Origin of the sequence: Exiguobacterium flavidum (assembly GCF_003344535.1) — a bacterium.
Taxonomy (GTDB): Bacteria; Bacillota; Bacilli; order Exiguobacteriales; family Exiguobacteriaceae; genus Exiguobacterium_A; species Exiguobacterium_A flavidum.
Genome location: NZ_QPKS01000011.1, coordinates 67,459 through 92,807 on the forward strand (window position 1 = coordinate 67,459; position 25,349 = coordinate 92,807).

29 protein-coding genes, 1 tRNA gene and 1 riboswitch are annotated in these 25,349 nt (G+C 57.6%); of the genes, 12 read left to right on the forward strand and 18 right to left on the reverse strand.

Features of this window, described 5'->3' with window-relative positions; genetic code table 11:
• Positions 1-87: 87 nt before the first annotated feature.
• Complete coding sequence (gene rpoE / locus DFG60_RS11180) at positions 88-615, reverse strand: DNA-directed RNA polymerase subunit delta (protein ID WP_114571858.1); 528 nt, start codon at positions 613-615, stop codon at positions 88-90.
• 168 nt (positions 616-783) lie between these two features.
• On the opposite strand from rpoE, the gene DFG60_RS11185 reads away from it, so the two are divergent.
• Positions 784-1,218: a GNAT family N-acetyltransferase gene (locus DFG60_RS11185; protein WP_114571859.1), complete on the forward strand. Its 435-nt coding sequence runs from the start codon at positions 784-786 to the stop codon at positions 1,216-1,218.
• Positions 1,219-1,283: 65 nt separating this feature from the next.
• Here the strand turns inward: DFG60_RS11185 and DFG60_RS11190 are convergent, their stop codons facing one another.
• The 5 genes from DFG60_RS11190 to arcA all read right to left on the reverse strand — a co-directional run bounded on the left by DFG60_RS11190 (position 1,284) and on the right by arcA (position 6,873).
• Positions 1,284-1,967: a Crp/Fnr family transcriptional regulator gene (locus tag DFG60_RS11190; protein WP_114571860.1), complete on the reverse strand. Its 684-nt coding sequence runs from the start codon at positions 1,965-1,967 to the stop codon at positions 1,284-1,286.
• A gap of 121 nt (positions 1,968-2,088) precedes the next feature.
• On the reverse strand, positions 2,089-3,045 hold the full coding sequence (gene arcC, locus DFG60_RS11195; protein ID WP_114571861.1) for a carbamate kinase: 957 nt from the start codon (positions 3,043-3,045) through the stop codon (positions 2,089-2,091).
• Positions 3,046-3,057: 12 nt separating this feature from the next.
• Positions 3,058-4,527: an arginine-ornithine antiporter gene (gene arcD / locus DFG60_RS11200; RefSeq protein WP_114571862.1), complete on the reverse strand. Its 1,470-nt coding sequence runs from the start codon at positions 4,525-4,527 to the stop codon at positions 3,058-3,060.
• Positions 4,528-4,555: 28 nt separating this feature from the next.
• Entirely contained in the window at positions 4,556-5,581 is a 1,026-nt protein-coding gene (gene argF, locus DFG60_RS11205) for an ornithine carbamoyltransferase (protein WP_114571863.1), read from the reverse strand.
• 23 nt (positions 5,582-5,604) lie between these two features.
• Positions 5,605-6,873, reverse strand: a complete 1,269-nt coding sequence (gene arcA / locus DFG60_RS11210; protein WP_114571864.1) for an arginine deiminase — start codon at positions 6,871-6,873, stop codon at positions 5,605-5,607.
• Positions 6,874-7,158: 285 nt separating this feature from the next.
• On the opposite strand from arcA, the gene DFG60_RS11215 reads away from it, so the two are divergent.
• On the forward strand, positions 7,159-7,845 hold the full coding sequence (locus tag DFG60_RS11215) for a hypothetical protein (RefSeq protein ID WP_114571865.1): 687 nt from the start codon (positions 7,159-7,161) through the stop codon (positions 7,843-7,845).
• Positions 7,846-7,905: 60 nt separating this feature from the next.
• Here DFG60_RS11215 and DFG60_RS11220 read toward each other — a convergent pair whose 3' ends face one another.
• Positions 7,906-8,925, reverse strand: a complete 1,020-nt coding sequence (locus DFG60_RS11220) for a Gfo/Idh/MocA family oxidoreductase (protein ID WP_114571866.1) — start codon at positions 8,923-8,925, stop codon at positions 7,906-7,908.
• Positions 8,926-9,054: 129 nt separating this feature from the next.
• On the opposite strand from DFG60_RS11220, the gene DFG60_RS11225 reads away from it, so the two are divergent.
• Positions 9,055-9,753: a thermonuclease family protein gene (locus DFG60_RS11225; protein ID WP_232818701.1), complete on the forward strand. Its 699-nt coding sequence runs from the start codon at positions 9,055-9,057 to the stop codon at positions 9,751-9,753.
• Between the two features lie 18 nt (positions 9,754-9,771).
• Here the strand turns inward: DFG60_RS11225 and DFG60_RS11230 are convergent, their stop codons facing one another.
• Complete coding sequence (locus tag DFG60_RS11230; RefSeq protein ID WP_114571867.1) at positions 9,772-10,533, reverse strand: DeoR/GlpR family DNA-binding transcription regulator; 762 nt, start codon at positions 10,531-10,533, stop codon at positions 9,772-9,774.
• A gap of 231 nt (positions 10,534-10,764) precedes the next feature.
• On the opposite strand from DFG60_RS11230, the gene DFG60_RS11235 reads away from it, so the two are divergent.
• Positions 10,765-11,091, forward strand: coding sequence for a potassium channel family protein (locus tag DFG60_RS11235; RefSeq protein WP_114571868.1), 327 nt, complete (start codon positions 10,765-10,767; stop codon positions 11,089-11,091).
• 58 nt (positions 11,092-11,149) lie between these two features.
• On the opposite strand, the gene guaC is transcribed toward DFG60_RS11235, so the two are convergent.
• Together guaC and DFG60_RS11245 are read right to left on the reverse strand one after the other, a co-directional pair.
• Positions 11,150-12,133 (reverse strand): GMP reductase, encoded by a 984-nt coding sequence (gene guaC / locus DFG60_RS11240; protein WP_114571869.1) that lies wholly within the window; start codon positions 12,131-12,133, stop codon positions 11,150-11,152.
• Positions 12,134-12,342: 209 nt separating this feature from the next.
• Positions 12,343-12,801, reverse strand: a complete 459-nt coding sequence (locus DFG60_RS11245; protein WP_114571870.1) for a VOC family protein — start codon at positions 12,799-12,801, stop codon at positions 12,343-12,345.
• Positions 12,802-12,994: 193 nt separating this feature from the next.
• Between DFG60_RS11245 and DFG60_RS11250 the strand changes: the two genes are divergently transcribed.
• Entirely contained in the window at positions 12,995-13,780 is a 786-nt protein-coding gene (locus tag DFG60_RS11250; RefSeq protein ID WP_157964539.1) for an alpha/beta fold hydrolase, read from the forward strand.
• Between the two features lie 101 nt (positions 13,781-13,881).
• On the opposite strand, the gene groL is transcribed toward DFG60_RS11250, so the two are convergent.
• Positions 13,882-15,519 (reverse strand): chaperonin GroEL, encoded by a 1,638-nt coding sequence (groL, locus tag DFG60_RS11255; RefSeq protein ID WP_114571872.1) that lies wholly within the window; start codon positions 15,517-15,519, stop codon positions 13,882-13,884.
• A gap of 18 nt (positions 15,520-15,537) precedes the next feature.
• Entirely contained in the window at positions 15,538-15,822 is a 285-nt protein-coding gene (gene groES, locus DFG60_RS11260; RefSeq protein ID WP_114571873.1) for a co-chaperone GroES, read from the reverse strand.
• 217 nt (positions 15,823-16,039) lie between these two features.
• Here groES and DFG60_RS11265 point away from each other — a divergent pair, with 217 nt between their 5' ends.
• The 3 genes from DFG60_RS11265 (at position 16,040) to DFG60_RS11275 (ending at position 18,085) form a co-directional block, all read left to right on the forward strand.
• Positions 16,040-16,735 (forward strand): CPBP family intramembrane glutamic endopeptidase, encoded by a 696-nt coding sequence (locus tag DFG60_RS11265; protein ID WP_114571874.1) that lies wholly within the window; start codon positions 16,040-16,042, stop codon positions 16,733-16,735.
• Between the two features lie 21 nt (positions 16,736-16,756).
• Positions 16,757-16,972 carry a YdiK family protein gene (locus tag DFG60_RS11270; protein WP_232818702.1) on the forward strand — a complete coding sequence of 72 codons (216 nt, stop codon included), beginning with the start codon at positions 16,757-16,759 and terminating at the stop codon, positions 16,970-16,972.
• Between the two features lie 135 nt (positions 16,973-17,107).
• Positions 17,108-17,182: riboswitch (cyclic di-GMP riboswitch) on the forward strand.
• A 24-nt stretch (positions 17,183-17,206) separates the two neighbouring features.
• Positions 17,207-18,085, forward strand: coding sequence for a hypothetical protein (locus DFG60_RS11275; RefSeq protein ID WP_114571875.1), 879 nt, complete (start codon positions 17,207-17,209; stop codon positions 18,083-18,085).
• Positions 18,086-18,148: 63 nt separating this feature from the next.
• On the opposite strand, the gene DFG60_RS11280 is transcribed toward DFG60_RS11275, so the two are convergent.
• Positions 18,149-19,213 carry an NAD(P)/FAD-dependent oxidoreductase gene (locus DFG60_RS11280; RefSeq protein ID WP_114571876.1) on the reverse strand — a complete coding sequence of 355 codons (1,065 nt, stop codon included), beginning with the start codon at positions 19,211-19,213 and terminating at the stop codon, positions 18,149-18,151.
• A gap of 164 nt (positions 19,214-19,377) precedes the next feature.
• Here DFG60_RS11280 and DFG60_RS11285 point away from each other — a divergent pair, with 164 nt between their 5' ends.
• From DFG60_RS11285 to DFG60_RS11300, 4 genes are all read left to right on the forward strand, one after another.
• Positions 19,378-20,169: an ABC transporter ATP-binding protein gene (locus DFG60_RS11285; RefSeq protein ID WP_114571877.1), complete on the forward strand. Its 792-nt coding sequence runs from the start codon at positions 19,378-19,380 to the stop codon at positions 20,167-20,169.
• A 2-nt stretch (positions 20,170-20,171) separates the two neighbouring features.
• The gene (locus DFG60_RS11290; protein WP_114571878.1) at positions 20,172-21,086 is read left to right on the forward strand and encodes an iron-hydroxamate ABC transporter substrate-binding protein; all 915 of its coding nucleotides are present in this window, start codon (positions 20,172-20,174) and stop codon (positions 21,084-21,086) included.
• Between the two features lie 69 nt (positions 21,087-21,155).
• Entirely contained in the window at positions 21,156-22,145 is a 990-nt protein-coding gene (locus DFG60_RS11295) for a FecCD family ABC transporter permease (RefSeq protein WP_114571879.1), read from the forward strand.
• A complete protein-coding gene (locus tag DFG60_RS11300; RefSeq protein ID WP_114571880.1) occupies positions 22,142-23,146 on the forward strand; it encodes a FecCD family ABC transporter permease in 1,005 nt (334 codons plus the stop codon). Before DFG60_RS11295 ends, DFG60_RS11300 begins: the two co-directional genes overlap by 4 nt.
• A gap of 59 nt (positions 23,147-23,205) precedes the next feature.
• Here the strand turns inward: DFG60_RS11300 and DFG60_RS13670 are convergent, their stop codons facing one another.
• The 5 genes from DFG60_RS13670 to DFG60_RS11320 form a co-directional block, all read right to left on the reverse strand.
• The gene (locus tag DFG60_RS13670) at positions 23,206-23,364 is read right to left on the reverse strand and encodes a hypothetical protein (RefSeq protein ID WP_157964540.1); all 159 of its coding nucleotides are present in this window, start codon (positions 23,362-23,364) and stop codon (positions 23,206-23,208) included.
• 159 nt (positions 23,365-23,523) lie between these two features.
• A tRNA-Ala gene (locus DFG60_RS11305) sits at positions 23,524-23,596 on the reverse strand.
• A 99-nt stretch (positions 23,597-23,695) separates the two neighbouring features.
• Entirely contained in the window at positions 23,696-24,475 is a 780-nt protein-coding gene (gene tatC, locus DFG60_RS11310) for a twin-arginine translocase subunit TatC (protein ID WP_114571881.1), read from the reverse strand.
• A gap of 7 nt (positions 24,476-24,482) precedes the next feature.
• Entirely contained in the window at positions 24,483-24,689 is a 207-nt protein-coding gene (locus tag DFG60_RS11315; RefSeq protein WP_114571882.1) for a twin-arginine translocase TatA/TatE family subunit, read from the reverse strand.
• On the reverse strand, positions 24,689-25,348 hold the full coding sequence (locus DFG60_RS11320) for a redox-sensing transcriptional repressor Rex (protein ID WP_114571883.1): 660 nt from the start codon (positions 25,346-25,348) through the stop codon (positions 24,689-24,691). The genes DFG60_RS11315 and DFG60_RS11320 overlap by 1 nt, the downstream gene beginning before the upstream one ends.
• Position 25,349 lies beyond the last annotated feature (1 nt).

Sequence of the window (25,349 nt, forward strand, 5' to 3'; positions counted from 1 at the left end):
AACTTCGTCAAGCAGATTTTCAGCAGAAAATCAGATGCGGTTTTTAGCAAAAAAGGAAAAGAACCGCCTTGGGCGGTTCCTTCATGATCAGTTTTCTTCTTCGTCTTCGTTGTCGAACTCGTCGAGATCCTCGTCGTCGAGGTCTTCTTCGATTTCGCCGATCGTCGCTACCTTCTCGAAGGCATCTTCTTCGTCTTCTTCCGTAGCGTCGTAGTCGTTACGCTTCGTCAGCGTATCGAGGTCGTCTTCGATCGTCTCGAACTCGTCCTCTTCCGCGTCATAGTTGAACTCTTCCTCGAACTCGTCGAGCTCGCCGCGTTGGCGCGCCTCGATGACGAGATCCTCGTCCGACTTGTCGAACGGATACCAAGCACGGAGTGACCAGCGGTTCGCTCCGACGTTGACGAAGTTTCCGTCGATGTTCATGTCTGTATAGAGTTGGGCAAGCTTCTCGAACTTGTCCTCATCATCTGTAAACGTATGGTATTTCAAGATCTCTGATGTGATATCATCGAAGGTGATCGGCTGTTCGCCTGCTTCTTGGAGCATTTCGTAGACGAATTCAATCAACGACATGTCGACGATCTGTTCTTTTTTCAAACGGCTGAGGCTCATTGTGACGGCCACTTCCTTTCATATGCGTTCAATACATTACTTTTTATTATACTCAAAATGCCACTTAAAAATCCAGTGTCTTTTGAAAAGATTCCGAAGGTCCGGGACGTTTCCCTTGTCCTGCCGAAAGGGAATGAACAGATATATACACCGGAGGAGGAATTGCTCATGAGTTATTTCACGATCGAACGGGTGACGGATTTCGACGCCGTCGGCTGGCTGCCGCTCCTCTCGAAGAGCGAGCGCGAAGGCTACAACTTCATCGAACGAATGCTGCGCCTGCGCCGGACGGAGACGTTCCAAGGCAACGGAGAAGCGATGTTCGTCGCCGTCCTCCCGGCAGGACAGGTCATCGGCTGCGGCGGTTATTCGAAACAGACGGGCATGGACGGCACGGGACGCGTCCGGCATCTCTACGTCATCCCGGAAGCGCGCGGCACCGGGACCGGTTCCGCCCTCCTGAAAAAAATCACGGACGAGGCGTTCCTCACCTATGACAGGATCACCCTCTACACAGATGACGCCGCTCACTTCTATGAGGAGCTCGGCTTCAAGCCGGTCGAAGGCTACCCGAAGGTGACGCATATCAAAGAAAAAAACTAGACTGACTGTCCCCGTCATACAGAAGGCCGCTTCCGAACGAGGAGGCGGCCTTCTTTGTCTTCCGGTCATTCCTTGACGAAAAACTCCGGCTGCTCGACGATCAGATGCTTCGCGCTGAAGCGGATGATCTCATCCTTTCGCAACTTCGACAGGACGCCGGACACCGTCTCGCGCGACGTCCCGGACAGACGTGACAACTCGATCGTCGTGAACGGGCAGCTGACATGGATGCCGTCCTCCCGCTGCTCTCCGAGGTCCTCCATCAGGAAGTGGATCGTGTTGAGGACGCGTGCCGTCGCGTTCGGCGTGATGATCTCCTGGACGCGACGCTCATGCAGATCGAGCAGGCGGTTCATCTGCTTGATGATGTGGAACAGCATCGCGGAATGGCGCTTCGCCATCTGCTCGAGCTGAAGCGTCGGGACGTAATAGACCTCGATGTCCGTCAACGCCTCAGCGGTATAACGATAGAACTCGTCCTCGAACATCCCGCTGTACGGGAAGAGCTGGCGCGGTTTCAGGTAATCGGAGTACTGGAGCGTTCCCGTGACGTTCACCCGTTCGAGCCGGACATAGCCTTCGAGCAGGAAGTAGATCCGCTCGCGCGGGTCCCCTTCCATGAACAGCAACTGGCCTTTCCTGTAGGTCCGGTGAAAAACGTGCGGCAAAAGCTGTGCCAGCTCCCGTTCCGTACATTTTTCGAAGATGTCGAGACCGCGCAGCTCGTCCGTCGTCACGTTCCGCTTCATCCCGTTTCCTCCTTCAATCATTCTCCTCACTAGCATACATTCCCGCATCGGGCCGTGCGCATGCAGGATGTCACGGTTTTACGACAATCGAAAAGGAGCGGGCATCGCCGCTCCCTTCCCTTCAGACGAGCTGGTTGAACGAGACGGCGATCGTCGTGCCCGTCTCGCCGGCAAGCGCCTCCTTCGCCCGGTCGAGCGAGGTGATGACGGCTCTGCGCCCCTCCTTCGAGCGGACGAACTCGAGCGCCGCCTCGACCTTCGGCAACATGCTGCCCGGGGCGAACTCCCCGCTTTCGATATATCGTTCAAGCTCAGCTACGGTCACTTCCCGAAGCGCCAGCTCGTCCGGCTGATGATAGTGGATCGCGACGTGCTCGACCGCCGTCAGGATGACGAGCGTGTCGGCATCGATCAGCTCAGCGAGCTTCTCGGCCGCGAAGTCCTTGTCGATGACGGCCTCGACGCCGACGTACCCTTCCCCCGTCTCGACGACCGGAATCCCTCCGCCGCCCGAGGCGACGACGAGATGACCCCGTTCGACGAGATCCGTCAGCACACGATGTTCGACGATCGACTGCGGACGCGGACTCGGGACGACGCGCCGGTAGCCGCGGCCCGCGTCCTCACGGTAGACGTATCCTGCCATCGTCCGGGTTCTCGCCTCCTCTTCGCTGTAGAACGGACCGATCGGTTTCGTCGGGTTCGCGAAGGCGGGATCGGCCGGGTCGACGACGCAGCGCGTGACGACGGTCGCGACCGACGGCGGATTCTCCTGTCTTGAAAATGCACGGTCGAGCGCGTTCTGGAACCAGTAGCCGATCATTCCTTGCGTCATCGCGCCGCAGACGTCGAGCGGCATCGCAGGGATCGCGGGGCTCGAGGCAGCCTGCTGCAGCAGCAGGTTCCCGACTTGCGGGCCGTTCCCGTGCGTGACGACGACCTCGTAGCCTTCAAGCGACAGTTCGGCGAGCGCTTCCGCCGTCCTTGCGACGGCCCGGCTCTGCGCCTCGGCCGTCGCCTCCTTCCCTTGCTGGATCGCGTTCCCGCCGAGCGCGATGACGATTCGTTTGCCTTTCATATCAAACCCCTCCTAGATGGACAGATTGCCGTTCCACATGGCGATGAGCGCAGCGAGCGCGAGGACCGTCAGTACCGTTGCTCCCGCCCATTCCCATTTCGTCAGCCCTTTGATTCCTGCCTCCCGCTGCGCCTTGATGTACAGGAGAGTACCCGGTGCGTACAGGAGCGTCGTCAGCAGGAGATAATCCATACCTGCCGCGTAGATCAGCCAGATGCCGTAAGCTGAGGCGACGAGGCCGAGCATCAGGTCGCGCGTCCGCTTCTCGCCTGGCGCATATCCGATCTCGCCGCGCGACACCTTCACTTGGAAGAATGCCGAGACCGCGTAAGGGATCAGGATCGCGCTCGAGGCGAGCGAGAAGGCGAACGTGTAGGCGGCGTCCGAGATGAGGAAGGTGAACAGGAAGAGCTGGATCAAGCCGTTCGTCAGCCAGAGAGCGTTGACCGGCGCCTCGTTCTTGTTCTCCTTCGCGAACCATTTCGGGAAGACCCCGTCCTTCGCCGCGACATAAGGAATCTCAGCAGCGAGCAACGTCCAGCCGAGCCATGCCCCGAGGACCGAGATGACGAGGCCGATGTTGATCAGGATCGCTCCCCACTGCCCGACGACGCTCTCGAGGATATATGCCATCGCCGGACGATCGACCGCGGCGAGATCCGCGTTCGACATGACGCCGAGCGACATGACCGAGATCAGGACGTAGATGATCAGCGTGCCGATCAGACCGATGACGGTCGCCTTGCCGATGTCGGACCGTTTCGCGGCGCGCCCTGACAGGACGACCGCCCCTTCGACGCCGATGAAGACCCAGAGCGTGACGAGCATCGTCGAGACGACCTGGTCCTTGACGGAACTGAAGCTGAAGCCGCCTTCTCCGAAGAACTCGAACGTGAACTGGTCATAGTTGAACGCGAACAACAGAAGCGTGATGAAGGCGAAGATCGGGACGAGCTTCGCGATCGTCGTGATGATGTTGACGAGAGACGCCTCATGGATACCGCGCAGGATCAAGGCGTGGACGAGCCAGAGGAGGATGGATGCGCCGAGGATCGAGGCGAGGTTCTGTCCGCCCTCGAACACCGGGAAGAAGTAGCCGATCGAGCTGAACAGGAGCGTCGCGTAGGCGACGTTGCCGAGCCAGGCCGACAGCCAGTAGCCCCAGGCGGAGTTGAATCCGACGAACGGACCGAATCCGGCGCGGGCGTAACTGTAGATCCCGCCGTCGAGATCCGGACGGCGCATCGTCAAGTTCTGGAAGCTGAGACCGAGCGCGATGATCCCGATGCCGGTGATCACCCATCCGATCAGGACGGCGCCTGCGCTCGCCCCGGCTGCCATGTCGGCAGCGAGGTTGAACGCCCCGCCGCCGATCATCGAGCCGACGACGACTGCCGTCAGTGCGAAGAATCCAAGTTTTTTCTGTTTCGTCTCCGGTATGATTCCGGACGTTCCGGTCGTGTCATGCGGTTTGGTCACCATGTCCTCTCATCCTTTCCGGTGTGAGAAATCAGCTCCAAAGTTCCGTACAATCCGTCATCGTCGCCGCCATCACGGCCTTGATCGTATGCATCCGGTTCTCCGCCTGGTCGAAGACGGAAGAGTGCGTGCTTTGGAACACCTCGTCCGTCACCTCCATCTCGCGCAGACCGTATTTCTCGAAGATGGCACGTCCGACCTCGGTCTCCTGATCATGGAAGGCAGGCAGGCAGTGGAGGAAGATGACGTCGTCGTTGCCCGTCTTGCGGATCATCTCCATGTCGACCTGGTACGGTTTGAGCAGCTTGATCCGTTCCTCGAACTGGGCTTCCTCACCCATCGAGACCCAGACGTCCGTATAGATGACGTCCGCGCCGTCGACGGCGACGTCGATATCCTCGGTCACCATGATCCGCCCGCCGTTCTCGGACGCGACCGCTTCCGCGTAGTCGATGATCGAGCGCTCCGGCCAGAGTGATTCCGGCGCGCAGATCCGGATGTCCATCCCGACCTTCGCTCCGCCGATCAGGAGCGTGTTGCCCATATTGTTGCGACCGTCGCCGACGTAGACGAACTTGATGCCTTTCAAGTGGCCGCGCTGCTCCTTGACGGTCAGGAAGTCGGCGAGGATCTGTGTCGGATGGTAGAGGTCGGTCAAGCCGTTCCAGACCGGGACCCCGGCATCCTTCGCAAGCCCTTCGACCGTCTCATGGCTGAAGCCGCGGTACTGGATGCCGTCGAACATCCGGCCGAGGACGATCGCCGTGTCGCGGACCGATTCCTTCTTGCCGAACTGGATGTCGTTCTTGCCGAGGTATTCCGGGTGCATCCCGAGGTCGATCGCCGCGACCGTGAAGGCGCAACGTGTGCGGGTCGACGGTTTCTCGAACAGGAGGGCGATGTTCTTGCCGCTAAGGACGCGGTGCGGTATGCCTTCCTTCTTCTGCCGTTTCAGTTCCGCCGACAGGTCGATCAGGTAGTTGATCTCGCTTTCCGTGAACTCGTTCAATGAAAGGAAGTGACGGTTCCGGAGATCGATATGCGCTGTTTTCGACATGATAGGTTCCTCCTCGTATGGAATCAGATGTCTTCTCTCATCAATGGGCAGCTCATGCACCGCGGGCCGCCTCGTCCGCGTGACAGTTCGCTCGAGCCGATCTCGATCACCTCGATGCCGTGTGAGCGCAGCAGCTCGTTCGAGACGTAGTTCCGGTCGTACGTGACGACGACGCCCGGTGCGATCGCAAGCGTGTTCGAGCCGTCGCTCCACTGCTCGCGGGCCGAAGCGATCGCGTCGCCCCCGCCGCACGGAATCAGGACGAGGTGGTCGAGATGGAGCGCGTCCTTCAGTGTCTCGAGCAGGTCCGTCCGCTTCGTGATCGTGATGTCGTCCTCGCCGCGGGTCAGCTCGAAGATGTTCATCTGTCCGCCCGGCCCCTGGATCGCCGGATGGATCGTGAACTTGTCGTAGTCGACCATCGTAAAGACGGTGTCGAGATGCATGAAGGCGCGGGATTTCGGGATCTCGATCGCGATGACCTTTTTGAAGTCGCTCCGCTCGAACAGGTTGCGCGCGAGACGTTCGATGCCTTGCGCCGTCGTCCGTTCCGAGATGCCGATCGCGAGCACTTCCTTCGACAGGACGAGCTCGTCTCCGCCTTCCATCGAGAAGCGGTAGTCGCGGTCCGCCCAGACGGGGATGTCGTGCTTCGCGAAGCGCGGATGGTACGCGATGATGTAGTGCATGAAGAGCGATTCGCGGCGCCGCGCCGGTTCCTTCATCCGGTTGATCGACAGGCCGTCACCGATCGCAGCGGCCGGGTCTCGCGTGAAGTAGAGGTTCGGCATCGGATCGAGGTAGAACGGATACGTGTCCTCGATCATCTCGTGTAAGTGCGTCCGCTTGCTGTGCGGGATCTCCGTCTTGCGGATACCCGCCATGACCGTCTCGACGAGCTGCTCGTTGTCGAAGCTGAGCAGATAATCGCGAAGCGTCTCGTACGACCCGTTGATGTTCGACTTCGACTCCTCGAGGACGTCGGCGACGAATCGTTCCCGAAGCCCCGGGATCGCGAGCACCTCCTCCATCAGCTTCTCGAGGTAGAGCACCTCGATCCCTCTGTTCTTCAGGACAGCCGCGAAGTAGTCATGTTCCTTCTGGATGACAGGCAGGTGGGGGATATCGTCGAACAGCAGCCGACCGAGATGGTCCGGCGTCAAGTTCTCGAGTTCCCGGCCGGGCCGTTTCAAGAGTACCGTCTTCAATTCACCGATCTCGGACGTGACATGGATCGGTGACTTCCGCGTCGCACCGGTCGCCCGTTCATATCCATCGAGTGATTGTGTCATGATGAACCCTCCTTTAGGGATTTCATTCCTGGTTACATCTTTAGTTTATGCTCACTATTGAGCATATGCAGGGTTGTTCCCCCACTTATTATGTAAGCGTTTACACAATATGTTGATTCGATTATTCAACATCCTGTATCTGCATGCATCAAGATCATCGCCGCTGAACGTTTCTACGGGAACGGCATGAATGGCTGATGCATAGGTCATCTTGAATTTTTTTAGAAAAGAAGCAAGCCCGCTCAAACTGGATTACTCTATAACAATGAAGCAGGAGGGATAATGATGGGCATGATCAAAGGATTCAGTTCGATTGCAGGAAAGGTCGTCGGCGGCGTCACAGGCGGCCTGATCAAAGGAGTCGGAGAGCTGACGGGTTCCGATTTCATCAAGGAGGTCGGGGACGGCGTCAAGTCGTCGACCGAATTCGCCGGCAAGCAGCTCGGCAATTTCGCTGAAGGCGCCTGGAACGTCGGAAGCGGTCTCGTCGCGAAGGACGACGAAAAAGTCGCACAAGGCATGAGCGACATTGGCGAAGGGGCAAGCCAGACGGGCAAGGCCGTCGTCAGCGGCGTCAAGGCGACGGCAAGCAGCGCACTCCAGGTCGCAGAAGGCGTATGGACCGGCGACGAGGAGCAGTGGAAGAAGGGGCTTCGCGAAGTCGGAAAGACGGCCGCCGTCGCAGCGTTCGGCCTGTCCGCCCTCGATCTCGCGGACGTCGCCGACGTCACCGGCAATGAAGGTGATGCGTTCGCGGATGACCAGGCAGCGTCAAGCAGCGAGGCTAGCGAATCCGTGACCCTTTCCGAAAACCCGAACACGCATGACGTCGTCCCGCACGAGCGGGTACTTGCTGACGGCACGGTCATCTGGGTCGACGGCGACGGGGACACGACGGTCGACCGCTCCGTCGATCAAGGCGGCGGCTGGACGCAGACGAATCCGGACCATGAAGTGAAGCACGAGTCGTGAGTCAAACAAATCGAACAAGCCGTATCCGAGAATTTCGGACACGGCTTGTTTTCGTTCCATTCACCATTCGTTCCGTTCGACTCGCCGTCCTTCGCGACTGCTCAGACGGGCCGCCTCGATCAGGCGCATCGTCTTCAGCGCGTCGGTGAGCGCGACCGGGATCCGTCCGTCGTCCAGTCCGGCAGCGAGGTCGGCATAGAACTGTTGATAGGAGCCGTCGACCGTCGGCAACGGCTTCGCCTCCTCCCCGTCGAGTGAAAGCGTCCCGTAGTACTCGGGCGGCTCCGTCCCGTCGATCTCCCCAGTCGCGAGTCGCGCCTCCTGCGGGTCCATCCCGTATTTGACGTAACTCCCTTTCGTCCCGTGGAGTTCGAAGCGCGGCGTCTTGCCGAGGACATAAGGACTCGAGCGCAGGATGACGCGTTTCTCACCGTAGTGGAACGTCACGCAGAAGCCGTCATCCGTTTCCGCTCCTTCGCGCTGCATCAGGACGTCACCCGTCACGGCGTCCGGCTCACCGAGCAAAAGCAGCGCCTGGTCGATCAGATGCGAACCGAGGTCGAACAGGATACCGGAACCGGGTCCCGCCTGTTCGCGCCAGCGGTCGCGGACGAGCGGACGGAAACGGTCGAAGCGCGACTCGAGCAACTTCCATTCGCCGATTCCCTGTGTCTCGATCAGCTGTTTGACCGTCAGGAAGTCCCCGTCGTATCGCCGGTTTTGGTAGACGGCGACGTGGACGTTGTACTGCGCGGCGAGACGCATCAGCTCCTCGCCCTCCTCGACCGTCACGACGGCAGGTTTCTCGAGCAGGACGTGTTTGCCTGCCCGGATGCTCGCTGAAGCCATCTCGAAATGGAGCGCGCTCGGCGTCGTGATGACGACGAGCTCCGTCGCGTCGTCCTGAAGCGCCGTATCGAGCGTCGGAACGACCTTCGCTTCAGGGAATAATTTTAGTGCGTCATCCTTTGACGAGACGACCTGGCGCACCGCATAGCGCGGCGAGGCCTTCAAGAATGGTGCATGGAACGTCACGCCGGAAAAACCGAATCCGACGAGCGTCGTTTGGATCGTTCTCATTGGAATAGCCCCCTATGTTTTTTTAGCAGGCCGTTGAATCATAGACCTGTTTTCGAAATAACCGATTTCGGCAACTATTTTAGCTCCTGTATTCTTAGAAATGTATCGAAATACAGGAGGTTTTTTAGAATGAAACGCACTGTCCTATCCATGCTCATCCTCATCCTCAGCTTCGGGACGTTCACACCTCACGAAGCGGATGCCCATCCCGGCCGGCTCGACAAGCTCGGCGGCCATTTCCGGAACGCCGACTGTACGTACCACCTGCAGAAGCCGACGGCACTCGGCAAATCGGCGAAGTCGAAGGCGGCCCTCGTCGCCCTCGTCAAGAAATACAGCAGCAACAGCTGCAAGAACAAGCTGACGACTTCAAAGATCACAGGAAGCACCGTATCCGCGACGGTCTCAAAACCTGTGGTGAAACCCGTCCTCAAGGCGAAGTACGCGACGCGCCTCGTCAAATGCACGGACGGTGATACGGCGACGTTCAGCATCAACGGCAAGCAGGTCAAGACCCGCTTCCTGCTGATCGACACGCCGGAGAGCACGACTAAAAAGGAGCCCTACGGCAAGGAAGCGAGCGCCTACACGTGCAAACGCCTGAAGGCGGCGAAGAAAATCACGCTCGAGCTAGACGGCAAGGACAAGTATGACAAGTACGACCGGATGCTCGCCTGGGTCTGGCTCGACGGCAAGCTACTCCAGGAAGACATCACGAAGGCCGGGCTCGTCGAGGACTTCTACGATTACGGAACCTATCGCTATGAAGGCCGCGTCTACAATGCGATGAAATACGCGAAGCAACACAATAAAGGAATGTACCGCTAAGTAATTCGGACCGCTTGCTCAGGCAGGCGGTTTTTCGTCGTCTCTCAACAGGCTGGTTTCCGTCTCGGCAATCAGCGCCTCGAACGACTTCGGCACGTGTTTCGTGATGAGCCGGTCGATCTTCCCGAGCGGACATACTCGATGAAGGAAACGCCGGCTGAACTTCTCTTCCGCCGCGAGGACGACCACTTCACCGGCACTGCGGACCATCGCCTTCTTGACGACGGCCTCCTCGAGATTCTCCGCGAACAGTCCCTCGCCCGTCAGTCCGCACGCTCCGATGAACACCTTGTCGACCTGGTAGTCGAGGATGTCTTCCGCCGTCCTCAATCCGTAGAGGCTCCGGTGATGCGGATCGAACTTGCCGCCCGTCACGTAGAGCTCGACCTCCTCCCGCTGTCCGAGCTGCTCTGCGATATCGAGGCTGTTCGTCACGGCCGTGATCGGAACGTTCGGCAGGAATTGGATCATCGCCGCGACCGTCGTCGAGGCGTCGAACAGAATCCGTTCGTTCGCCTGTACGAGCTTCGCCGCCTCTCGCGCCGCCCACAGCTTATCCTCACTGACGATTCGATCCTCATAACGTGCCGTCAAATTGACACGGGAGCGGATCGCCCCGTTCTTGACGCGGATGACGTCCCCCTCCTCCTCCATCCGGATCAGGTCGCGCCTTGCCGTATCGCGCGAGACCGTGAAGCGATCCATCAGCTGTTCCAGTGACAGCTCAGGGGTCGTCTTCAGCCAGTCCCGCATGATTTGAAGTCTTTCCGTTTGTCCCATCTCCACCCCTCCAAATTGATTTCTTTATCCCATATTAAGTTTTATACTTAAAATACGCAATTAAAATGCATATATCCTCTCCTTTGTCTGTCAACTTCTCAAGATCTCCTCGTTTCAAGGTGTCCTCGACGCGCTAATTCACAAAGCGGATTGCGCGATGTATGATACGAAGAAGAACGACAAAGGCGGGTATGGAGTATAGGAGACTCATCCTGCAGAAAGGAGCACATCATGATTTCATTCCTTTTGACGTTCCGCCGTCTCTTTCACGGCATCCGTGAAGCGTTCCATATGAAGAACTTCCAGGCACTCCTGTCCTTGCTCGCAGCAATCCTGCTGTCCGGAACGATTTTCTACCATCAACTGGAAAACCTGCCCTGGCTCGATGCCCTTTATTTTTCGGTGACGACACTCGCGACGATCGGTCACCCGACGTTCGCTCCGGTGACAACACTCGGTAAGGTCTTCACGATGATCTACATCGTCGTCGGGACCGGCCTCTTCCTCAGCCTGATCGGCTACATCGCCTACGCCTTGATCAAACAGAAGGAAGACTGAACAAAAAAAGACGGGAGTTCCGGCGCCTCTACGATGAGGCAGCGGAATTCCCGTTTTTTTAATAGACTTTGTCCCCGTTGAAGATCGAGTTCTTGACGATGACGTAGTCGACCGTCTTGATCGCGGACAGCCGGTTGCCGCCGGCGTAGGAGATCGCCGACTGCAGGTCCTGCTCCATCTCGATCAGCGTGTCGCGGAGCGAACCCTTGTGCTCGACGAACATCTTCTTACCCTCGACGTTGCGCTTCTCGCCCTTCTGGAACTCGGAGGCGGAGCCGAAGTACTCCTTGACGCGCAGACCGTCCTTCTCGATCGTCTCGCCCGGCGACTCCTCGTGCGCCGCGAACAGCGAACCGATCATCACCATCGTCGCGCCGAAACGGACCGACTTGGCGATGTCGCCGTGCGTCCGGATACCGCCGTCCGCGATGATCGGCTTCGTCGCCGCCTTCGCGCACCAGCGCAGCGCGGCCAGCTGCCAGCCGCCCGTGCCGAAGCCCGTCTTGATCTTCGTGATGCACACCTTGCCCGGCCCGATCCCGACCTTCGTCGCGTCGGCGCCCGCGTGCTCGAGCTCGCGGACGGCTTCAGGCGTCCCGACGTTCCCGGCGATGACGAAGCTCTCCGGCAGATAGCTCTTGATGTGATGGATCATCCGGATGACCGAATCGGCGTGTCCATGGGCGATGTCGATCGTGATGTATTCAGGTGTCAGTCCAGCATCCGCAAGTTCCTCGATGAACTGATACTCCTCGAGTTTGACGCCGACGCTGATCGAGGCGATCAGACCGCGCGCCTGCATGTCGCGGACGAAGTCGAGCCGTGCTTCCGGCTTGAAGCGGTGCATGATGTAGAAGTAATCGTTCTCTGCGAGGAAGACGGCGATCGTCTCATCGATGATCGTCTGCATGTTCGCCGGGACGACCGGCAGCTTGAACGTGTGCTTGCCGAGCGTCACCGTCGTGTCGCACTCCGAGCGGCTGTTGACGATTGATTTTGCAGGAATCAGCTGAATATCTTCATAATCGAATACATTGTCCATGTTTCGCACCCCTAATGACGAATATTGTGTATACCATTAACTTAATCGTTCGCTTCCTATGTCAATGTATCGGATATTCGACGGGATGTCAAAGGATTCCCCCTCTTTTGTCGTACAATTTCATGAACTAAGGATATTTTCGTTCGGTTCTGGTGCTGACCGCAAAGAAAAACACCGCTCCTCGACGGAACGGTGTGACAGAACGGTCATCAGCGATTGCGGCTGTCCCATTCCTGCAGGGACATCTTTTCGAACGCTTCTTCGAAATCCAGCCGAAGCGGCGTCATCAATTCAAGCGAATTGCCGTCCGGATCCTCGAAGTAGACGGCGGCGTGGGCATGCGGGTTGTTGTCGAGGACGAGCGGCTGCTGCTCCCGCGCGAACTTGAAGGCCGTGCGGATCTCGATGCCTTTTCCCTCGAGCCATTCCTTCGCCGTCCCCATGTCCTCCCGCTCGATTCGGAGCGCGATGTGCCGGATCGAAGGGTGATAAGGAAGCTCGGCTTTGTCCGTCTCCCAAAGGCCGATCCAGCTCTTCCCCTTCTCCGTCCAGAAGAACGCCACTCTGTCGTTTCGATAGGCCAGTTCCAAATCGAGCTTCCCGTAAAATTCAATCGATCGGTCAAGGTTCCTGACAGGCAGGTGAGCTTCGTACAGTCCGCTGATCATCCGCTATCTTCTCCTCTCATGGTGTGCTTTTGAACTCATTGTATCATTCGAACCGCTCGCCGCTGCCTCACCTGCACCGGAGAGATGCTCAATCCATCTTGTTTGCACACTTGACAGGAAAGATCCCTTCTCGATAATGAGAGGTGTTCCTGCCGTTTCAGAAGAGATGATTCTACGAAAGGAGAGGTTCCCCATGATCGACTACGAAGAGACACACACCGGAGATGCAGCGATCCTCTTCATTCACGGCATCGGCGCCAGCCGCTGGATGTGGTGGCAGCAAACGCACGCTTTTTCCGATCATCAAGTCATTCTGCTCGACCTGCCCGGACACGGGAAAAGTGTTTCGACGCCGTGGGTCAGCTTAGAGGACACGGCGGATCAAATCGCACGACACGTGATCAAGGAGCGAATGGTGCACGTCGTCGGCCTTTCACTCGGCGGCCATGTAGCACTGGAACTGGTCAAACGTTATCCGGAAAAGATTCGCAGCGCGTTCATCAGCGGCATCACGGTCAGACCGATGTCCCCCCAGTTTCTTCTTAAGCTACAATCCTGGATCGTACAGCAGGGGATGCGAAATGAACGCCACCTCGCCAGGTTAGCGCTTGAACACTACCATCTGCCTCCGGACAAAGTCTCCGATTTCGTGACGAACTATCGGCTCCTTACGCGCGAGACATATGAAACCATCTGGAAGGAAGTGATGCAGTACCGTCTCGATGAATCGTACGGCGGCATCAAGACGCCATGCATGTTCGTCGCTGGGGAACGGGAATCGCGCAGTATTCGTGAATCCGTCGAGATTGCTCCGTGCTATCTCCCGAATGCCATAGGGCGTCTGATTCCTGGCGCGCAACACGTCTGGCCTGTCCAAAAAGCAGGACAGTTCAATCACGTTTTGAGAGACTGGCTCGACGATCATCATCGAGGACAGCTTTGCGCAGCAATTTGTCGCGACAAAAAAGGTCGCCTGTAAGCTCTAAGAACTTACAAGCGACCTTTCTGATCTCAATCTCCAAAACGGTAAGAAGCTCCTTCTTCACTGCCATCCACAGATTTCAGTGATGACAGGATGACTTACATCATTCCGCCCATTCCACCCATGCCGCCCATGTCAGGCATTGCAGGAGCACCGGCCGGTTCAGGCTTGTCCGCGATGACGGCTTCCGTCGTCAGGAACATCGCTGATACCGATGCCGCGTTCTGGAGCGCTGAGCGCGTCACTTTCGCCGGGTCGACGATACCTGTCGCGATCATGTCGACGTATTCGCCAGTCGCTGCGTTGTAGCCCATACCAGGCGCTTCATGCTTGAGGCGCTCGACGATGACCGAACCTTCTTCGCCCGCGTTCTCCGCGATTTGACGAAGTGGTGCCTCGAGTGCACGCAGGACGATCTTGACGCCCGTCGCTTCGTCGCCCGTCGCGACCGCGAGGATCGACTCGACTGCTTTCGTGACGTGGATGAGGGCCGTACCGCCGCCTGCGACGATGCCTTCCTCGACCGCTGCGCGTGTCGCGTTGAGTGCATCCTCGATCCGGAGTTTGCGTTCCTTCAGCTCCGTCTCCGTCGCTGCGCCGACCTTGACGACCGCGACGCCGCCTGCGAGCTTCGCGAGGCGTTCCTGGAGCTTCTCACGATCGAAGTCGCTCGACGTCTCCTCGATTTGTGAACGGATCGTTCCGACGCGTGCCGTGATCGAATCCGAGTGACCGTGCCCTTCGACGATCGTCGTGTTGTCCTTCGAGACGACGACCTTCGACGCACGTCCGAGTTGCGTGATCTGCGTCGACTTCAGGTCGAGACCGAGCTCTTCCGTGATCAATTCAGCGCCCGTGACGATCGAGATGTCCTCGAGCATCGCTTTACGGCGGTCACCGAATCCAGGCGCCTTGACCGCGACCGCGTTGAACGTGCCGCGGAGCTTGTTGACGACGAGTGTCGCGAGTGCTTCGCCTTCGACGTCTTCTGCGATGATGAGGAGCGGTTTGCCCTGCTGGACGACTTGTTCGAGCACCGGAAGGATTTCCTGGATGTTCGAGATCTTCTTGTCCGTGATCAGGATGTACGGGTTCTCAAGGACCGCTTCCATCTTGTCCGAATCCGTGATCATGTATGGAGAAGCGTATCCGCGGTCGAACTGCATCCCTTCGACGACATCGAGTTCCGTCGTGAAGCCGCGTGACTCCTCGATCGTGATGACGCCGTCCTTGCCGACGCGTTCCATCGCCTCAGCGATCAGCTGGCCGACTTCCTCGTCAGCTGCCGAGATCGATGCGACTTGCGCGATCGCCTCTTTGCCTTCGATCGGCTTCGAGATTTCGCGAAGTTCCTCGACCGCGCGCCGGACTGCCTTCTCGATTCCTTTGCGGATGACCATCGGGTTCGCGCCAGCCGTGACGTTCTTGAGTCCTTCACGGATCATCGCCTGTGCGAGAACTGTCGCTGTCGTCGTACCGTCCCCTGCGATTTCGTTCGTCTTCGACGCGACTTCCGCCACGAGCTTCGCGCCCATGTTCTCGAAGTGGTCCTCAAGCTCGATTTCCTTCGCGATCGTCACACCATCGTTCGTGATGAGCGGTGAACCGAATTTGCGTTCGAGGACGACGTTGCGTCCTTTCGGTCCGATCGTCACCTTCACTGCGTCTGCAAGCGCGTCGACGCCGCGGAGCATCGCGCGGCGTGCTTCTTCACTGAATAGAATATCCTTCGCCATGTCTGATTTCCCCCTCTGTTATTCTGCTACTGCTAAAATGTCGCTTTCGCGGACGATTAAGTATTCGTTCCCATCGACTTTCACTTCTGATCCCGCGAACTGCGCGTAGATGACGTGATCGCCTACCTTCACTTCAAGTGGTACGCGTACGCCCTGCTCCGTCACACGGCCAGTACCGACAGCGACGACCTTGCCTTCCTGCGGCTTCTCCTTCGCTGATCCAGGAAGCACGATGCCTCCGAGTGTTGTTTCTTCTTTCTTGACGACTTCGATCACGATACGATCTCCAAGCGGTTTTAACACGTGAAACACCCTCCTTGAATATGAGTTGGTTTTTAGCACTCACAATTAATGAGTGCTAACATATTTTCATCTTACCGAGTTTCTTTCCCGAATTCAAGCATGAACCTATTACCATTTCCCGATTTGCGAGCGTTCGAACCATCTCCATTCAGTGCGTCCCTTATCGATGTTTGATACAATGGGCACAGAACACGACAAAAAAGGAGATTCGCAGCGTATGGAAAATTCATTGAACCGGCCTTTCCTGATGGCGGGACGTTTTCCCGTCCGCCACAGCATCCCGGTCTTGCTTTATATGATCCTTCAGCTCGTCCCTGCTTCGTTCGTCTATCTGTTCGACACGAAGGCGGAGCGGGCGCTCGCGCTCGGCTGGTGGCTCGGCATCGGATACGCGGTCACTGTCGTCGTCTCGTACTTCTGCTTGCGTCCTGACTGGCAGAAATGGCGCAAGGAGGGACTCCAAGCCAATTTGAAGGAGACAGTCAAATGGATTTTGATCGGACTCGCCCTTTATTATGCGTTTCTGATCCTGAACGGCATGATCGAGGCGTGGCTCGCCGGCGGGATCGAGAACATCACGCGGTCCGAGAACACGGACAAACTGATGGAATCGATTCAGTTCATCCCGGCATTGCCGATCATGATCGTCCTGCTCGGCCCGATCGTCGAGGAGTTCCTCTTCCGCCATATCCTGTTCGGTAACCTGTCGGCGCGGATGTCATTCTTCTTCAGCGCGCTCGTCAGCGGCCTCGTCTTCTCGCTCATGCACCTCGACAACAAGGTGCTGATCTACGTCGGCCTCAGCTTCGTCTTCTCGTTCGTCTTCGCTAAGACGCGCCGGATCTCAGCGCCGATCATCCTTCACGTCTTCAACAACGGGGTTGCCGTTTTCGCCTTCTTCGCGGCATCCTAATCAAGAAAGGTAGTGTTTTTCATGATGCAACCCGGGTCATGGTTCATGGCGGCGTTCTATACCGTCTTTGGCCTCCTGTTCACCTATCTCGCCTACAACTCGATTGAGGACACCGTCTTCAACATTTGGACGATCGTCCTGACGCTGTTCGCGGCGCTCGATTTCTACCGGCTCTACCGGATCATCCGCTTCCGTCTCTCACTTCGGAAACAGGATAAGAACGACGAATCAAAATAAGTACACGCGACGAACGGACGAATGTCCTAGTCGCGTGTTTTTTCATTCCCCAAACTTCCAAAAAAGACAGGACGAAAGCCCTCTATTTTCGAAAAAAAGATGCGTTATATTTAAAGTACGTTCTCCTTCGCAAACAGAACGAACAGGCAAAGCCGCAGCAATGTGGTGACGCAAAGCTAAAGGGGCCTTCCGGGTCAGCCAGCTACCGAAACTAAAGAGACAGGAGCGAACTACATGAAAAAGATGAAACACGTACTCGTCGGCGGCATCGCCCTGACGCTGCTCTTCTCGCCAGGACTTTCATCGGTCGACGCGAAAGGGCATTCAAAAGGAAAGTCGCACAAGAAGATCGTCCTCGTCGACAAGAACCGCAACAAGATCGCGGATAAGTGGGAGAAGCAGTACAAACTCTCAGGCAAACATGTCGCTTCAAAGGACAACGACCGTGACGGCCTGTCGAACTTGATCGAGTATCACCTGAAGCTGAACCCGCTCAAATCGGACACGGATAAGGACGGCGTCAAGGACGGTCTCGAGGACACGGACAAGGACGAGCTTCCGAACAGCACGGAAATCGAGCTCGGGACACTCCCGCAGGATGCCGACACGGACAATGACCGCGTCAAGGATGGGGAGGAAGAGACCAAGGATGGTGTCGAGTACGCAGACCTCATCCACGACTTGAAGCTAAGCATCAAGTCGAAGGACCTGATCCTCGAAGTCAAATATAAGTACAACAAGCGCCACGCGCATCTCCATATCAAGACGAACGACAAGGACCTCTCACCTGCCAAGGTGAAGGAATTCGTCCAGGACTTCGAAGCGTTCTCTGGTCTCAGCAGCAAGGAATTGACGGACAAGATGACAGCCGATTTCGGAATCGAGAGCGACTTCGCCGTCAAACTCGAACTGAAGTATTTGAACGGCGACCGTTTCGAACTGAAGAAACATGTCTCTGTCGCGGATGAAGATGCCGAGGAGACTGAGGAAACGACACCTTCGAAACCTGCCGAGGAAGACGGGCAGAAAGAAGATCAGGACGAGGATGACGAATCAGACGACAAAGATGAGTCGGAAGATGAGGATGAAGCCGCGGATCAGGAAGCAGTCTGATCCCGTCCAGCCATATACGAAAGGGGAACCTGTTCCGCGCAAGCGGAATCGGTTCCCCTTTTTTCATTGCACCGCCTGCTTCGTCCCGAACATCTCCTGGATGAGCTCGCGGTTACGCTCCTTGAACACCTCGTTGTGTGATGAGACCATCGCGACGGCACCTGCCTCGGGCTGGATATGCTGCTTCGCCCGGTTGACCGCGTTCGCCGCGTCCTGGAATGCTCCTGTGATCAGATTGACCTTGCCGTCATGCTTCAGGATGTCACCTGCCGCATAGAGACCCGGCACGTTCGATTCGCTCGACGCCGTCCCCTTGACGTAGAACCCGTCGACGAGTTCGATGTCGAGCTCACTGCTTGCAAGGAGCTCCGCATCCTGTTCGTAGCCATGGCTGATGACGACCTCGTCGATCTGCAGGTTCGCCGTCTCGCCCGTCGCACAGTTCGTCAGCTCGACGCACTGAATCTTCTCGTGATCGTTCGAAGCGATCAGCTTCGAGATCGACGTGTTGAGGAAGCAGATGACCGAGCTGTTCGCGAGCTGCGTCACCTGCGCCTCGTGCGCAGGCAAACAGTCCTTCCGGTACGTCAGGTAGACCTGTTTCGCGACACGCTCGAGCTCGTTCGCCCAGTCGATCGCGGAGTTGCCGCCGCCCGAGATGATGACGGTCTTGCCGAGGAAATGCTGAAGCGACTTGACCGTGTAGTTCAGGTTCGACACCTCGTACCGCTCCGCCCCTTCGATCGTCAGCTTCTGCGGCTTCAGGATACCGCCCCCGACAGCGACGATGACCGTCTTCGAGTAGTGGACGCGCCCGGATTCCGCTGTCAGGACGAAGATTCCGTCCTCCTTCACCATCGAGACGATCTTCTCGTTCAGGACGATTTCCGGATCGAACGTCTTCCCTTGTTCGACGAGCTGCTCGATCAGCTTCGCTCCCGTGATCGGTGTCTGTCCGCCGACGTCCCAGATCATCTTCTCCGGATAGACATGGATCTTCCCGCCAAGGACGGGCTGGAACTCGATCAGCTTCGTCTTCATTTCGCGCAAGCCGCTATAAAAAGTCGAGTAGAGCCCGGCCGGCCCTCCCCCGATCACCGTCACGTCGAATAGTTCATGCTGTTCCATCGTTCCACCCCTCAGACTCGATTGATATTCATTCTCATTCTCACTATATCTGTTTTCAGGAATCATCACAACAAATAATGTTGACATGTCTCGATTTTAAAGATTATAGTGAGAACGACGATAGTGATAATCATTATCAATTGATTTGGAAAGGAGGTCTCTTCGTGACACGCCTCGCAACGGAAGACATCACGATCGGCTACGATGACCGCATCATCGTCAAAAACTTGAGCGTCCAGATCCCGGATCAGCAGATCACGACGATTATCGGCGCGAACGGTTGCGGCAAGTCGACGCTGCTCAAGGCGATGACCCGCATCATCCCACACAAGTCCGGGACTGCCCTGCTCGACGGCAAGGACATCTCGCGCGAAGCGACGAAAGCGCTCGCCCGCAAGATGGCGATCCTGCCGCAGACACCGGAAAGCGCGAGCGGTCTTACCGTCTCCGAGCTCGTCTCGTACGGACGCTTCCCCTATCAGAAGGGATTCGGCCGCCTGACGAAGGAGGATTACGACATCATCGACTGGGCGCTCCGGGCGACGGACACGTTCGACTATAAATACCGGCCGGTCGACGCGCTCTCAGGCGGACAGCGCCAGCGTGTCTGGATCGCGATGGCGCTCGCGCAGGAGACGGACATCATCTTCCTCGATGAACCGACGACCTATCTCGACCTCGCCCATCAGCTCGAGGTGCTCGAGCTGTTGCAGACGCTCAACCGGGAACAGGGACGGACGATCATCATGGTGCTCCATGACCTGAACCAGGCCGCACGGTTCGCCGACTACTTGATCGCAATGAAGGACGGCGAGATCGTCAAGGCCGGCACGCCGGAAGAAGTCATCGAACAGGGCGTGCTCGCGCGCGTCTTCGAAATCGATGCGGAGATCGGACAGGACCCCCGGACCGGAAAACCGATGTGTTTGACCTATAACCTACTTAAAGGAGAATGAACATGAAGAAATTATTGTTGCCATTCCTACTCATCCTCGCGCTCGTCGTCAGCGGATGCGGGAACACGAACGAGAAGAAGGAGGAATCCTCTTCGAACGCCAAGAAGACGATCACGTATAAATCAGAGACGGGCGACATCGAAGTCCCGGCAAACCCGAAACGCGTCGTCGTCCTCGCCTCGTTCACAGGAAACGTCCTGTCGCTCGGCGTGCCGCTCGTCGGCGTCGATTCGTTCTCTTCAGACAACCCGCGCTTCAAGTCTGCGCTCGAAGGCGTCGCGACGGTCTCGGAAGAGAATGTCGAGCAGGTCCTCGAACTCGAACCGGACTTGATCATCGGCTTCAACACGACGAAGAACATCGACAAGTTCAAGGAAATCGCACCGACCGTCACGTACACGTACGGCAAGGTCGACTACCTGACGCAGCACCTCGAGATCGGTAAACTCCTCAACAAGGAGAAGGAGGCGCAAGCATGGGTCGACGACTTCAAGGCACGCGCCGCTTCTGCCGGTGAGGAAATCAAGGCGAAGATCGGTGAGGACGCGACTGTGTCGGTCATCGAGAGCTTCGACAAGGACCTTTACGTCTTCGGCGACAACTGGGGCCGCGGCACGGAGATCCTCTATCAGGAGATGAAGCTCGCGATGCCGGAGAAGGTCAAGGAGATGGCACTCAAGGACGGTTACTACGCGCTTTCAGCCGAAGTCCTTCCTGACTTCGCAGGCGACTACGTCGTCTTCAGCAAAGGCGCTGAGGCGGACAACTCGTTCATGGAGACAGCGACATACAAGAACATCCCTGCGGTCAAGAACGGACGCGTCTTCGAAGTCGACTCGAAGGAGTTCTACTTCAACGATCCGCTCACGCTCGACTACCAGCTCGACTTCTTCAAGAAGAGCTTCCTCGGAGAATGATACAATGTGGAGGGGCTCTCAAGTCCCTCCTTTTTGATTGTGACTACTTACTGAAAAGATGAGGTCCTCATGACTAAGAAACCTGTTCACTTCACGATAAAACTATTGATTGGCTTCCTGATCTTCATCTCGGCCTTCCTTGCCGCGATGACGTTCGGTGCGGCCGATACCTCGTTCCGCGACGTCTTCTCGCTGCTCGAGACGGACAAGACGTCGACGATCCTGCGCGAGATCCGTCTGCCGCGCGAAGTCGCGGCCATCTTCGTCGGCGCCGGTCTCGGCGTTTCCGGCGCCATCATGCAGGCGATGACGCGCAATCCGCTCGCTGACCCCGGCCTGCTTGGCCTGTCCGCCGGCGCGAACGCCGCGCTCGCCTTGACGCTTGCCTTCCTCCCTGGCGTCAACTATTTCGGCATCATGGTCGCCTGCTTCGTCGGGGCTGCCTTCGGTGCATTGCTCGTCTTCGGTATCGGCGCCGCGCGCCGAGGCGGCTTCTCGCCGATCCGGATCGTCCTCGCAGGTTCTGCCATCTCGGCCTTCCTCTATGCGATCGCTGAAGGAGTCGCCATCTTCTTCAAGCTGTCGAAGAACGTCTCGCAATGGACGTCAGGCGGACTCGTCGGCACGACGTGGGGACAGCTCCAGGTCATCATCCCGTTCATCCTGGCCGGAATCCTGATCGCCTTCTTCTTCTCGCGCCAGCTGACGATCCTCAGCCTGTCGGAAGAAGTCGCGCTCGGGCTCGGCCAGAACATCGCCCGTATCAAGGGCATCCTGTACGTCGTCGTCATCCTGCTCGCAGGTGCTGCCGTCGCGCTCGTCGGCAACATGGCCTTCATCGGTCTGATGGTGCCGCATATCACGCGCGCGATCGTCGGGACGGACTACCGGTTCATCCTGCCGATGGCGACGCTCCTCGGCGCCTCGTTCATGCTGATCGCCGACACGGTCGGGCGGACGCTCAACGCGCCGTATGAGACGCCGGTCGCCGCGATCGTCGCGATGATCGGTCTCCCGTTCTTCCTCTTCGTCGTCCGAAAAGGAGGAATCACGGGATGAATCCTTCAGCTCTTCGCAGACAGCGCCTGCTTCTCGTGTCGTTTTTCCTGCTGTTGCTCGGGACGATCATCGTCGGGACGGGAATCGGTCCCGCCTCGCTGTCGTTCGACCGGCTCCTGCCGACACTGCTCGGCAATGGGACGTTCAAGGAGGATTTCATCCTCTTCTCGATCCGTCTGCCACGGATCATCATCACGGTACTCGCCGGGATGGCGCTTGCCCTGTCCGGTGCGATCCTGCAGGGTGTGACGCGCAACGAACTGGCCGACCCCGGTATCATCGGCATCAATAGCGGCGCCGGTGCTGCGATCGCCCTGTTCTATCTCTACTTCCCGGTCGACGCAGGCGCGTTCATCTATCTCCTGCCGCTCGTCGCCTTCGCCGGCGCCCTCCTGACCGCGACCGCCATCTACTTCGCCGCGCACGACAAACGCTTCGGCCTGCAGCCCGTCCGGCTCGTCTTGACCGGGGTCGGCTTCTCGCTCGCCTTGTCCGGCTTGATGATCGTCCTCATCTCGTCGGCCGACCGGCGGAAGGTCGACTTCATCGCGAAATGGCTCGCCGGCAATGTCTGGGGGACGGACTGGCCGTTCATCCTCGCGCTCTTGCCATGGCTCGTCGTGCTGTTCCCGTTCGCGCTCTATAAGGCGAACCGGCTCAACCTGCTCGCGCTGAACGAACCGGTCGCGATCGGCGTCGGCGTCAACGTCGCGCGAGAGCGGATCGTTCTGCTGCTCGCGGCCGTCGCCCTTGCAGCAGCCGCTGTCTCCGTGACCGGCGGAATCAGTTTCGTCGGTCTGATGGCGCCGCATATCGCCCGCGCCCTCGTCGGTCCACGTCATCAGCTGTTCCTGCCGATCGCTGTCCTGATCGGCGGCTGGCTGCTCGTGTTCGCCGATACGATCGGGCGAAATATCGCATCTCCGGACGGCGTCCCCGCTGGAATCGTCGTCGCGCTGATCGGCGCACCATACTTCCTGTACCTGCTGCTCAAACGCTGAAACGAACAAGAACCGCGCTTTGCTTCCTTTATTCAAGGAGGCAGGGCACGGTTCTTTTGCTATCTTGATATCTCGAGCACGATCGTCGCGATATAGTAGACGATCAACGCGAACGGGACGGCCGCCAGGATGATCAGCGGCCATTTGCGGTCCTTGATGCCGAGGATAAGCAACACGAGCGAGGCGATCAGGGCGATCACCGTCGTGAACGGGTTCATCTCCATCCATCCTTTCTGACGTCAGGTCTTTCCATGATTTTCCCTGACTCGCACACCCCGAAACTTCCCGCGGCACTTCCTCATCCGCTCGAAGGCGGACCGGCGCGTTCCTTATCGCAGACAAAAAAAGCCACCTTCCCAGTTGGAAAGGTGGTGGTATGGAGACTATCGGGATCGAACCGACGACCTCTACGCTGCCAGCGTAGCGCTCTCCCAGCTGAGCTAAGCCCCCGTGCTATCTCCATTGTACGGAAACCCTTTCATTTTTGCAATATACAAAAAGCGGATCCTCAAGAAAAAGGATCCGCCCACCGCCTCCCCTCAGGCGATGTCATGTATTGAGTTCTCGCATCATATCCGTCTGACGTGCGATTTCCGCTTCACGCTCCGCGATCAGCACCTTCTTATACGTCCGCCCCGAGATCAGGATGCTGATCTCATAGAGCAGGAAGAGCGGGACCGACACCATGAAGTGCGACGTCAAGTCCGGCGGCGAAATCAGCGCCGCGATCACGAACAGCGCGAAGTAGGCATACTTGCGGTTCTTCCGCATGAACTGCGGCGTGATCAGACCGAGCCGTGTCAAAAACATCGTCACGACCGGCAGCTGGAAGAGCAGACCGAACGGAATCGTCAGGCGAAGCAGGAAGCCGAAGTAATTCTCGACACCGATCACCTGATTGATGCCGAGCTCCTCTCCGAGCTCCGTCGAGATACCGAGCAGAAACGGCAGGAGCCAGAAGTAGGCGAACGCCACGCCGCCGAGGAACAGGAAGAAGATGACCGGGATGTACGTCAGCGTCGCCCGCTGCTCCTTCTGGAACAAACCCGGACGGATGAACGCCCAGAGCTGATACATCCAGAACGGCGACGCGAGCACGAGTGCGATCACGAACGCGAGGTTCAGATAGAGCATCAGCGGGTCCGCCACGTTGAACGCGTTCAATCCGATGCCGAGGTCCTCGAGATCCGATTTCAGGAAGTGGATCAACGGCTTGACGAGTTTGAAAGCGGCGAAGAAGAATACGACGACGATGACGACGGACCAGATGATCCGTTTCCGGAGCTCCTCAAGATGCGATGTCACTGATTGTTCTTGATCGATCGCCATGATTCACTCACTTCTCTTTCGGTTCTTCCTTTTTGTCCTTATCGTGATCGTCCATCAGACTCGTCGTCGCGCTCTTGAATTCCTTGAGCGTCTGACCAGCCGCACGGCCGAGTTCAGGCAATTTCTTTGGTCCAAAGATGATGAAGGCGACGCCGAGGATCAGGATGGCGCTACCAGGTCCGATGAATCCGATTGTAGGCAGGATAAACTCCATTACGATTTCACTCCTTCAGGTGTTTGCGAATAATGCTTCATGAAATAGACTAACGACTGCAATTCGATCGACAGGTCGATGTGGTGCACACGGACGTGCGCAGGCACATTGAGCCGAGCTGGCGTGAAATTCAAAATACCTGTCACGCCGTAGGAGACCAACTCATCCGCCACTGACTGCGCGAACTGGGCCGGCACCGTCAGGATCGCGACGTCGACGTTGTTCGCCTTGATTTGTTCCTCCATGTCCGAGACATGGTAGATCGGCACGTCCTGTGTCGTTTGGCCGACCTTCGTCTCGTCCGCGTCGAACGCGACGACGATACGTGTACTATTATTCTTCAAAAAATTATAATTTGCAAACGCTGTCCCGAGATGTCCGACCCCGATGAGCGCCACGTTCGTCACTTCATCCTGACTGAGTGTCTTCCGGAAGAAGGTAAGCAGGTGCTGGACGTTATATCCATACCCCTTCTTGCCGAGTGCTCCGAAATAGGAGAAATCCCGACGGATCGTCGCCGAATCGACCTTGACCGCCTCGCTCAGCTCAGCTGACGATACGCGGAGTTTTCCCGAATTGTACAGACTCTGGATGAAACGGTAGTAAAGCGGAAGCCGCTTCGCCGTCGCCTGTGGAATTTTCGCCTCTTGGCTGCTCATA

What these genes read in the sequence shown, in the direction of transcription:
- rpoE (WP_114571858.1), bottom strand. Translation starts at nt 615, where the DNA reads ATGAGCCTCAGCCGTTTGAAAAAAGAACAGATCGTCGACATGTCGTTG.
- DFG60_RS11185 (WP_114571859.1), top strand. Translation starts at nt 784, where the DNA reads ATGAGTTATTTCACGATCGAACGGGTGACGGATTTCGACGCCGTCGGC.
- DFG60_RS11190 (WP_114571860.1), bottom strand. Translation starts at nt 1,967, where the DNA reads ATGAAGCGGAACGTGACGACGGACGAGCTGCGCGGTCTCGACATCTTC.
- arcC (WP_114571861.1), bottom strand. Translation starts at nt 3,045, where the DNA reads ATGAAAGGCAAACGAATCGTCATCGCGCTCGGCGGGAACGCGATCCAG.
- arcD (WP_114571862.1), bottom strand. Translation starts at nt 4,527, where the DNA reads ATGGTGACCAAACCGCATGACACGACCGGAACGTCCGGAATCATACCG.
- argF (WP_114571863.1), bottom strand. Translation starts at nt 5,581, where the DNA reads ATGTCGAAAACAGCGCATATCGATCTCCGGAACCGTCACTTCCTTTCA.
- arcA (WP_114571864.1), bottom strand. Translation starts at nt 6,873, where the DNA reads ATGACACAATCACTCGATGGATATGAACGGGCGACCGGTGCGACGCGG.
- DFG60_RS11215 (WP_114571865.1), top strand. Translation starts at nt 7,159, where the DNA reads ATGGGCATGATCAAAGGATTCAGTTCGATTGCAGGAAAGGTCGTCGGC.
- DFG60_RS11220 (WP_114571866.1), bottom strand. Translation starts at nt 8,925, where the DNA reads ATGAGAACGATCCAAACGACGCTCGTCGGATTCGGTTTTTCCGGCGTG.
- DFG60_RS11225 (WP_232818701.1), top strand. Translation starts at nt 9,055, where the DNA reads ATGAAACGCACTGTCCTATCCATGCTCATCCTCATCCTCAGCTTCGGG.
- DFG60_RS11230 (WP_114571867.1), bottom strand. Translation starts at nt 10,533, where the DNA reads ATGGGACAAACGGAAAGACTTCAAATCATGCGGGACTGGCTGAAGACG.
- DFG60_RS11235 (WP_114571868.1), top strand. Translation starts at nt 10,765, where the DNA reads ATGATTTCATTCCTTTTGACGTTCCGCCGTCTCTTTCACGGCATCCGT.
- guaC (WP_114571869.1), bottom strand. Translation starts at nt 12,133, where the DNA reads ATGGACAATGTATTCGATTATGAAGATATTCAGCTGATTCCTGCAAAA.
- DFG60_RS11245 (WP_114571870.1), bottom strand. Translation starts at nt 12,801, where the DNA reads ATGATCAGCGGACTGTACGAAGCTCACCTGCCTGTCAGGAACCTTGAC.
- DFG60_RS11250 (WP_157964539.1), top strand. Translation starts at nt 12,995, where the DNA reads ATGATCGACTACGAAGAGACACACACCGGAGATGCAGCGATCCTCTTC.
- groL (WP_114571872.1), bottom strand. Translation starts at nt 15,519, where the DNA reads ATGGCGAAGGATATTCTATTCAGTGAAGAAGCACGCCGCGCGATGCTC.
- DFG60_RS11265 (WP_114571874.1), top strand. Translation starts at nt 16,040, where the DNA reads ATGGAAAATTCATTGAACCGGCCTTTCCTGATGGCGGGACGTTTTCCC.
- DFG60_RS11270 (WP_232818702.1), top strand. Translation starts at nt 16,757, where the DNA reads ATGATGCAACCCGGGTCATGGTTCATGGCGGCGTTCTATACCGTCTTT.
- DFG60_RS11275 (WP_114571875.1), top strand. Translation starts at nt 17,207, where the DNA reads ATGAAAAAGATGAAACACGTACTCGTCGGCGGCATCGCCCTGACGCTG.
- DFG60_RS11280 (WP_114571876.1), bottom strand. Translation starts at nt 19,213, where the DNA reads ATGGAACAGCATGAACTATTCGACGTGACGGTGATCGGGGGAGGGCCG.
- DFG60_RS11290 (WP_114571878.1), top strand. Translation starts at nt 20,172, where the DNA reads ATGAAGAAATTATTGTTGCCATTCCTACTCATCCTCGCGCTCGTCGTC.
- DFG60_RS11295 (WP_114571879.1), top strand. Translation starts at nt 21,156, where the DNA reads ATGACTAAGAAACCTGTTCACTTCACGATAAAACTATTGATTGGCTTC.
- DFG60_RS11300 (WP_114571880.1), top strand. Translation starts at nt 22,142, where the DNA reads ATGAATCCTTCAGCTCTTCGCAGACAGCGCCTGCTTCTCGTGTCGTTT.
- DFG60_RS13670 (WP_157964540.1), bottom strand. Translation starts at nt 23,364, where the DNA reads ATGAACCCGTTCACGACGGTGATCGCCCTGATCGCCTCGCTCGTGTTG.
- tatC (WP_114571881.1), bottom strand. Translation starts at nt 24,475, where the DNA reads ATGGCGATCGATCAAGAACAATCAGTGACATCGCATCTTGAGGAGCTC.
- DFG60_RS11315 (WP_114571882.1), bottom strand. Translation starts at nt 24,689, where the DNA reads ATGGAGTTTATCCTGCCTACAATCGGATTCATCGGACCTGGTAGCGCC.
- DFG60_RS11320 (WP_114571883.1), bottom strand. Translation starts at nt 25,348, where the DNA reads ATGAGCAGCCAAGAGGCGAAAATTCCACAGGCGACGGCGAAGCGGCTT.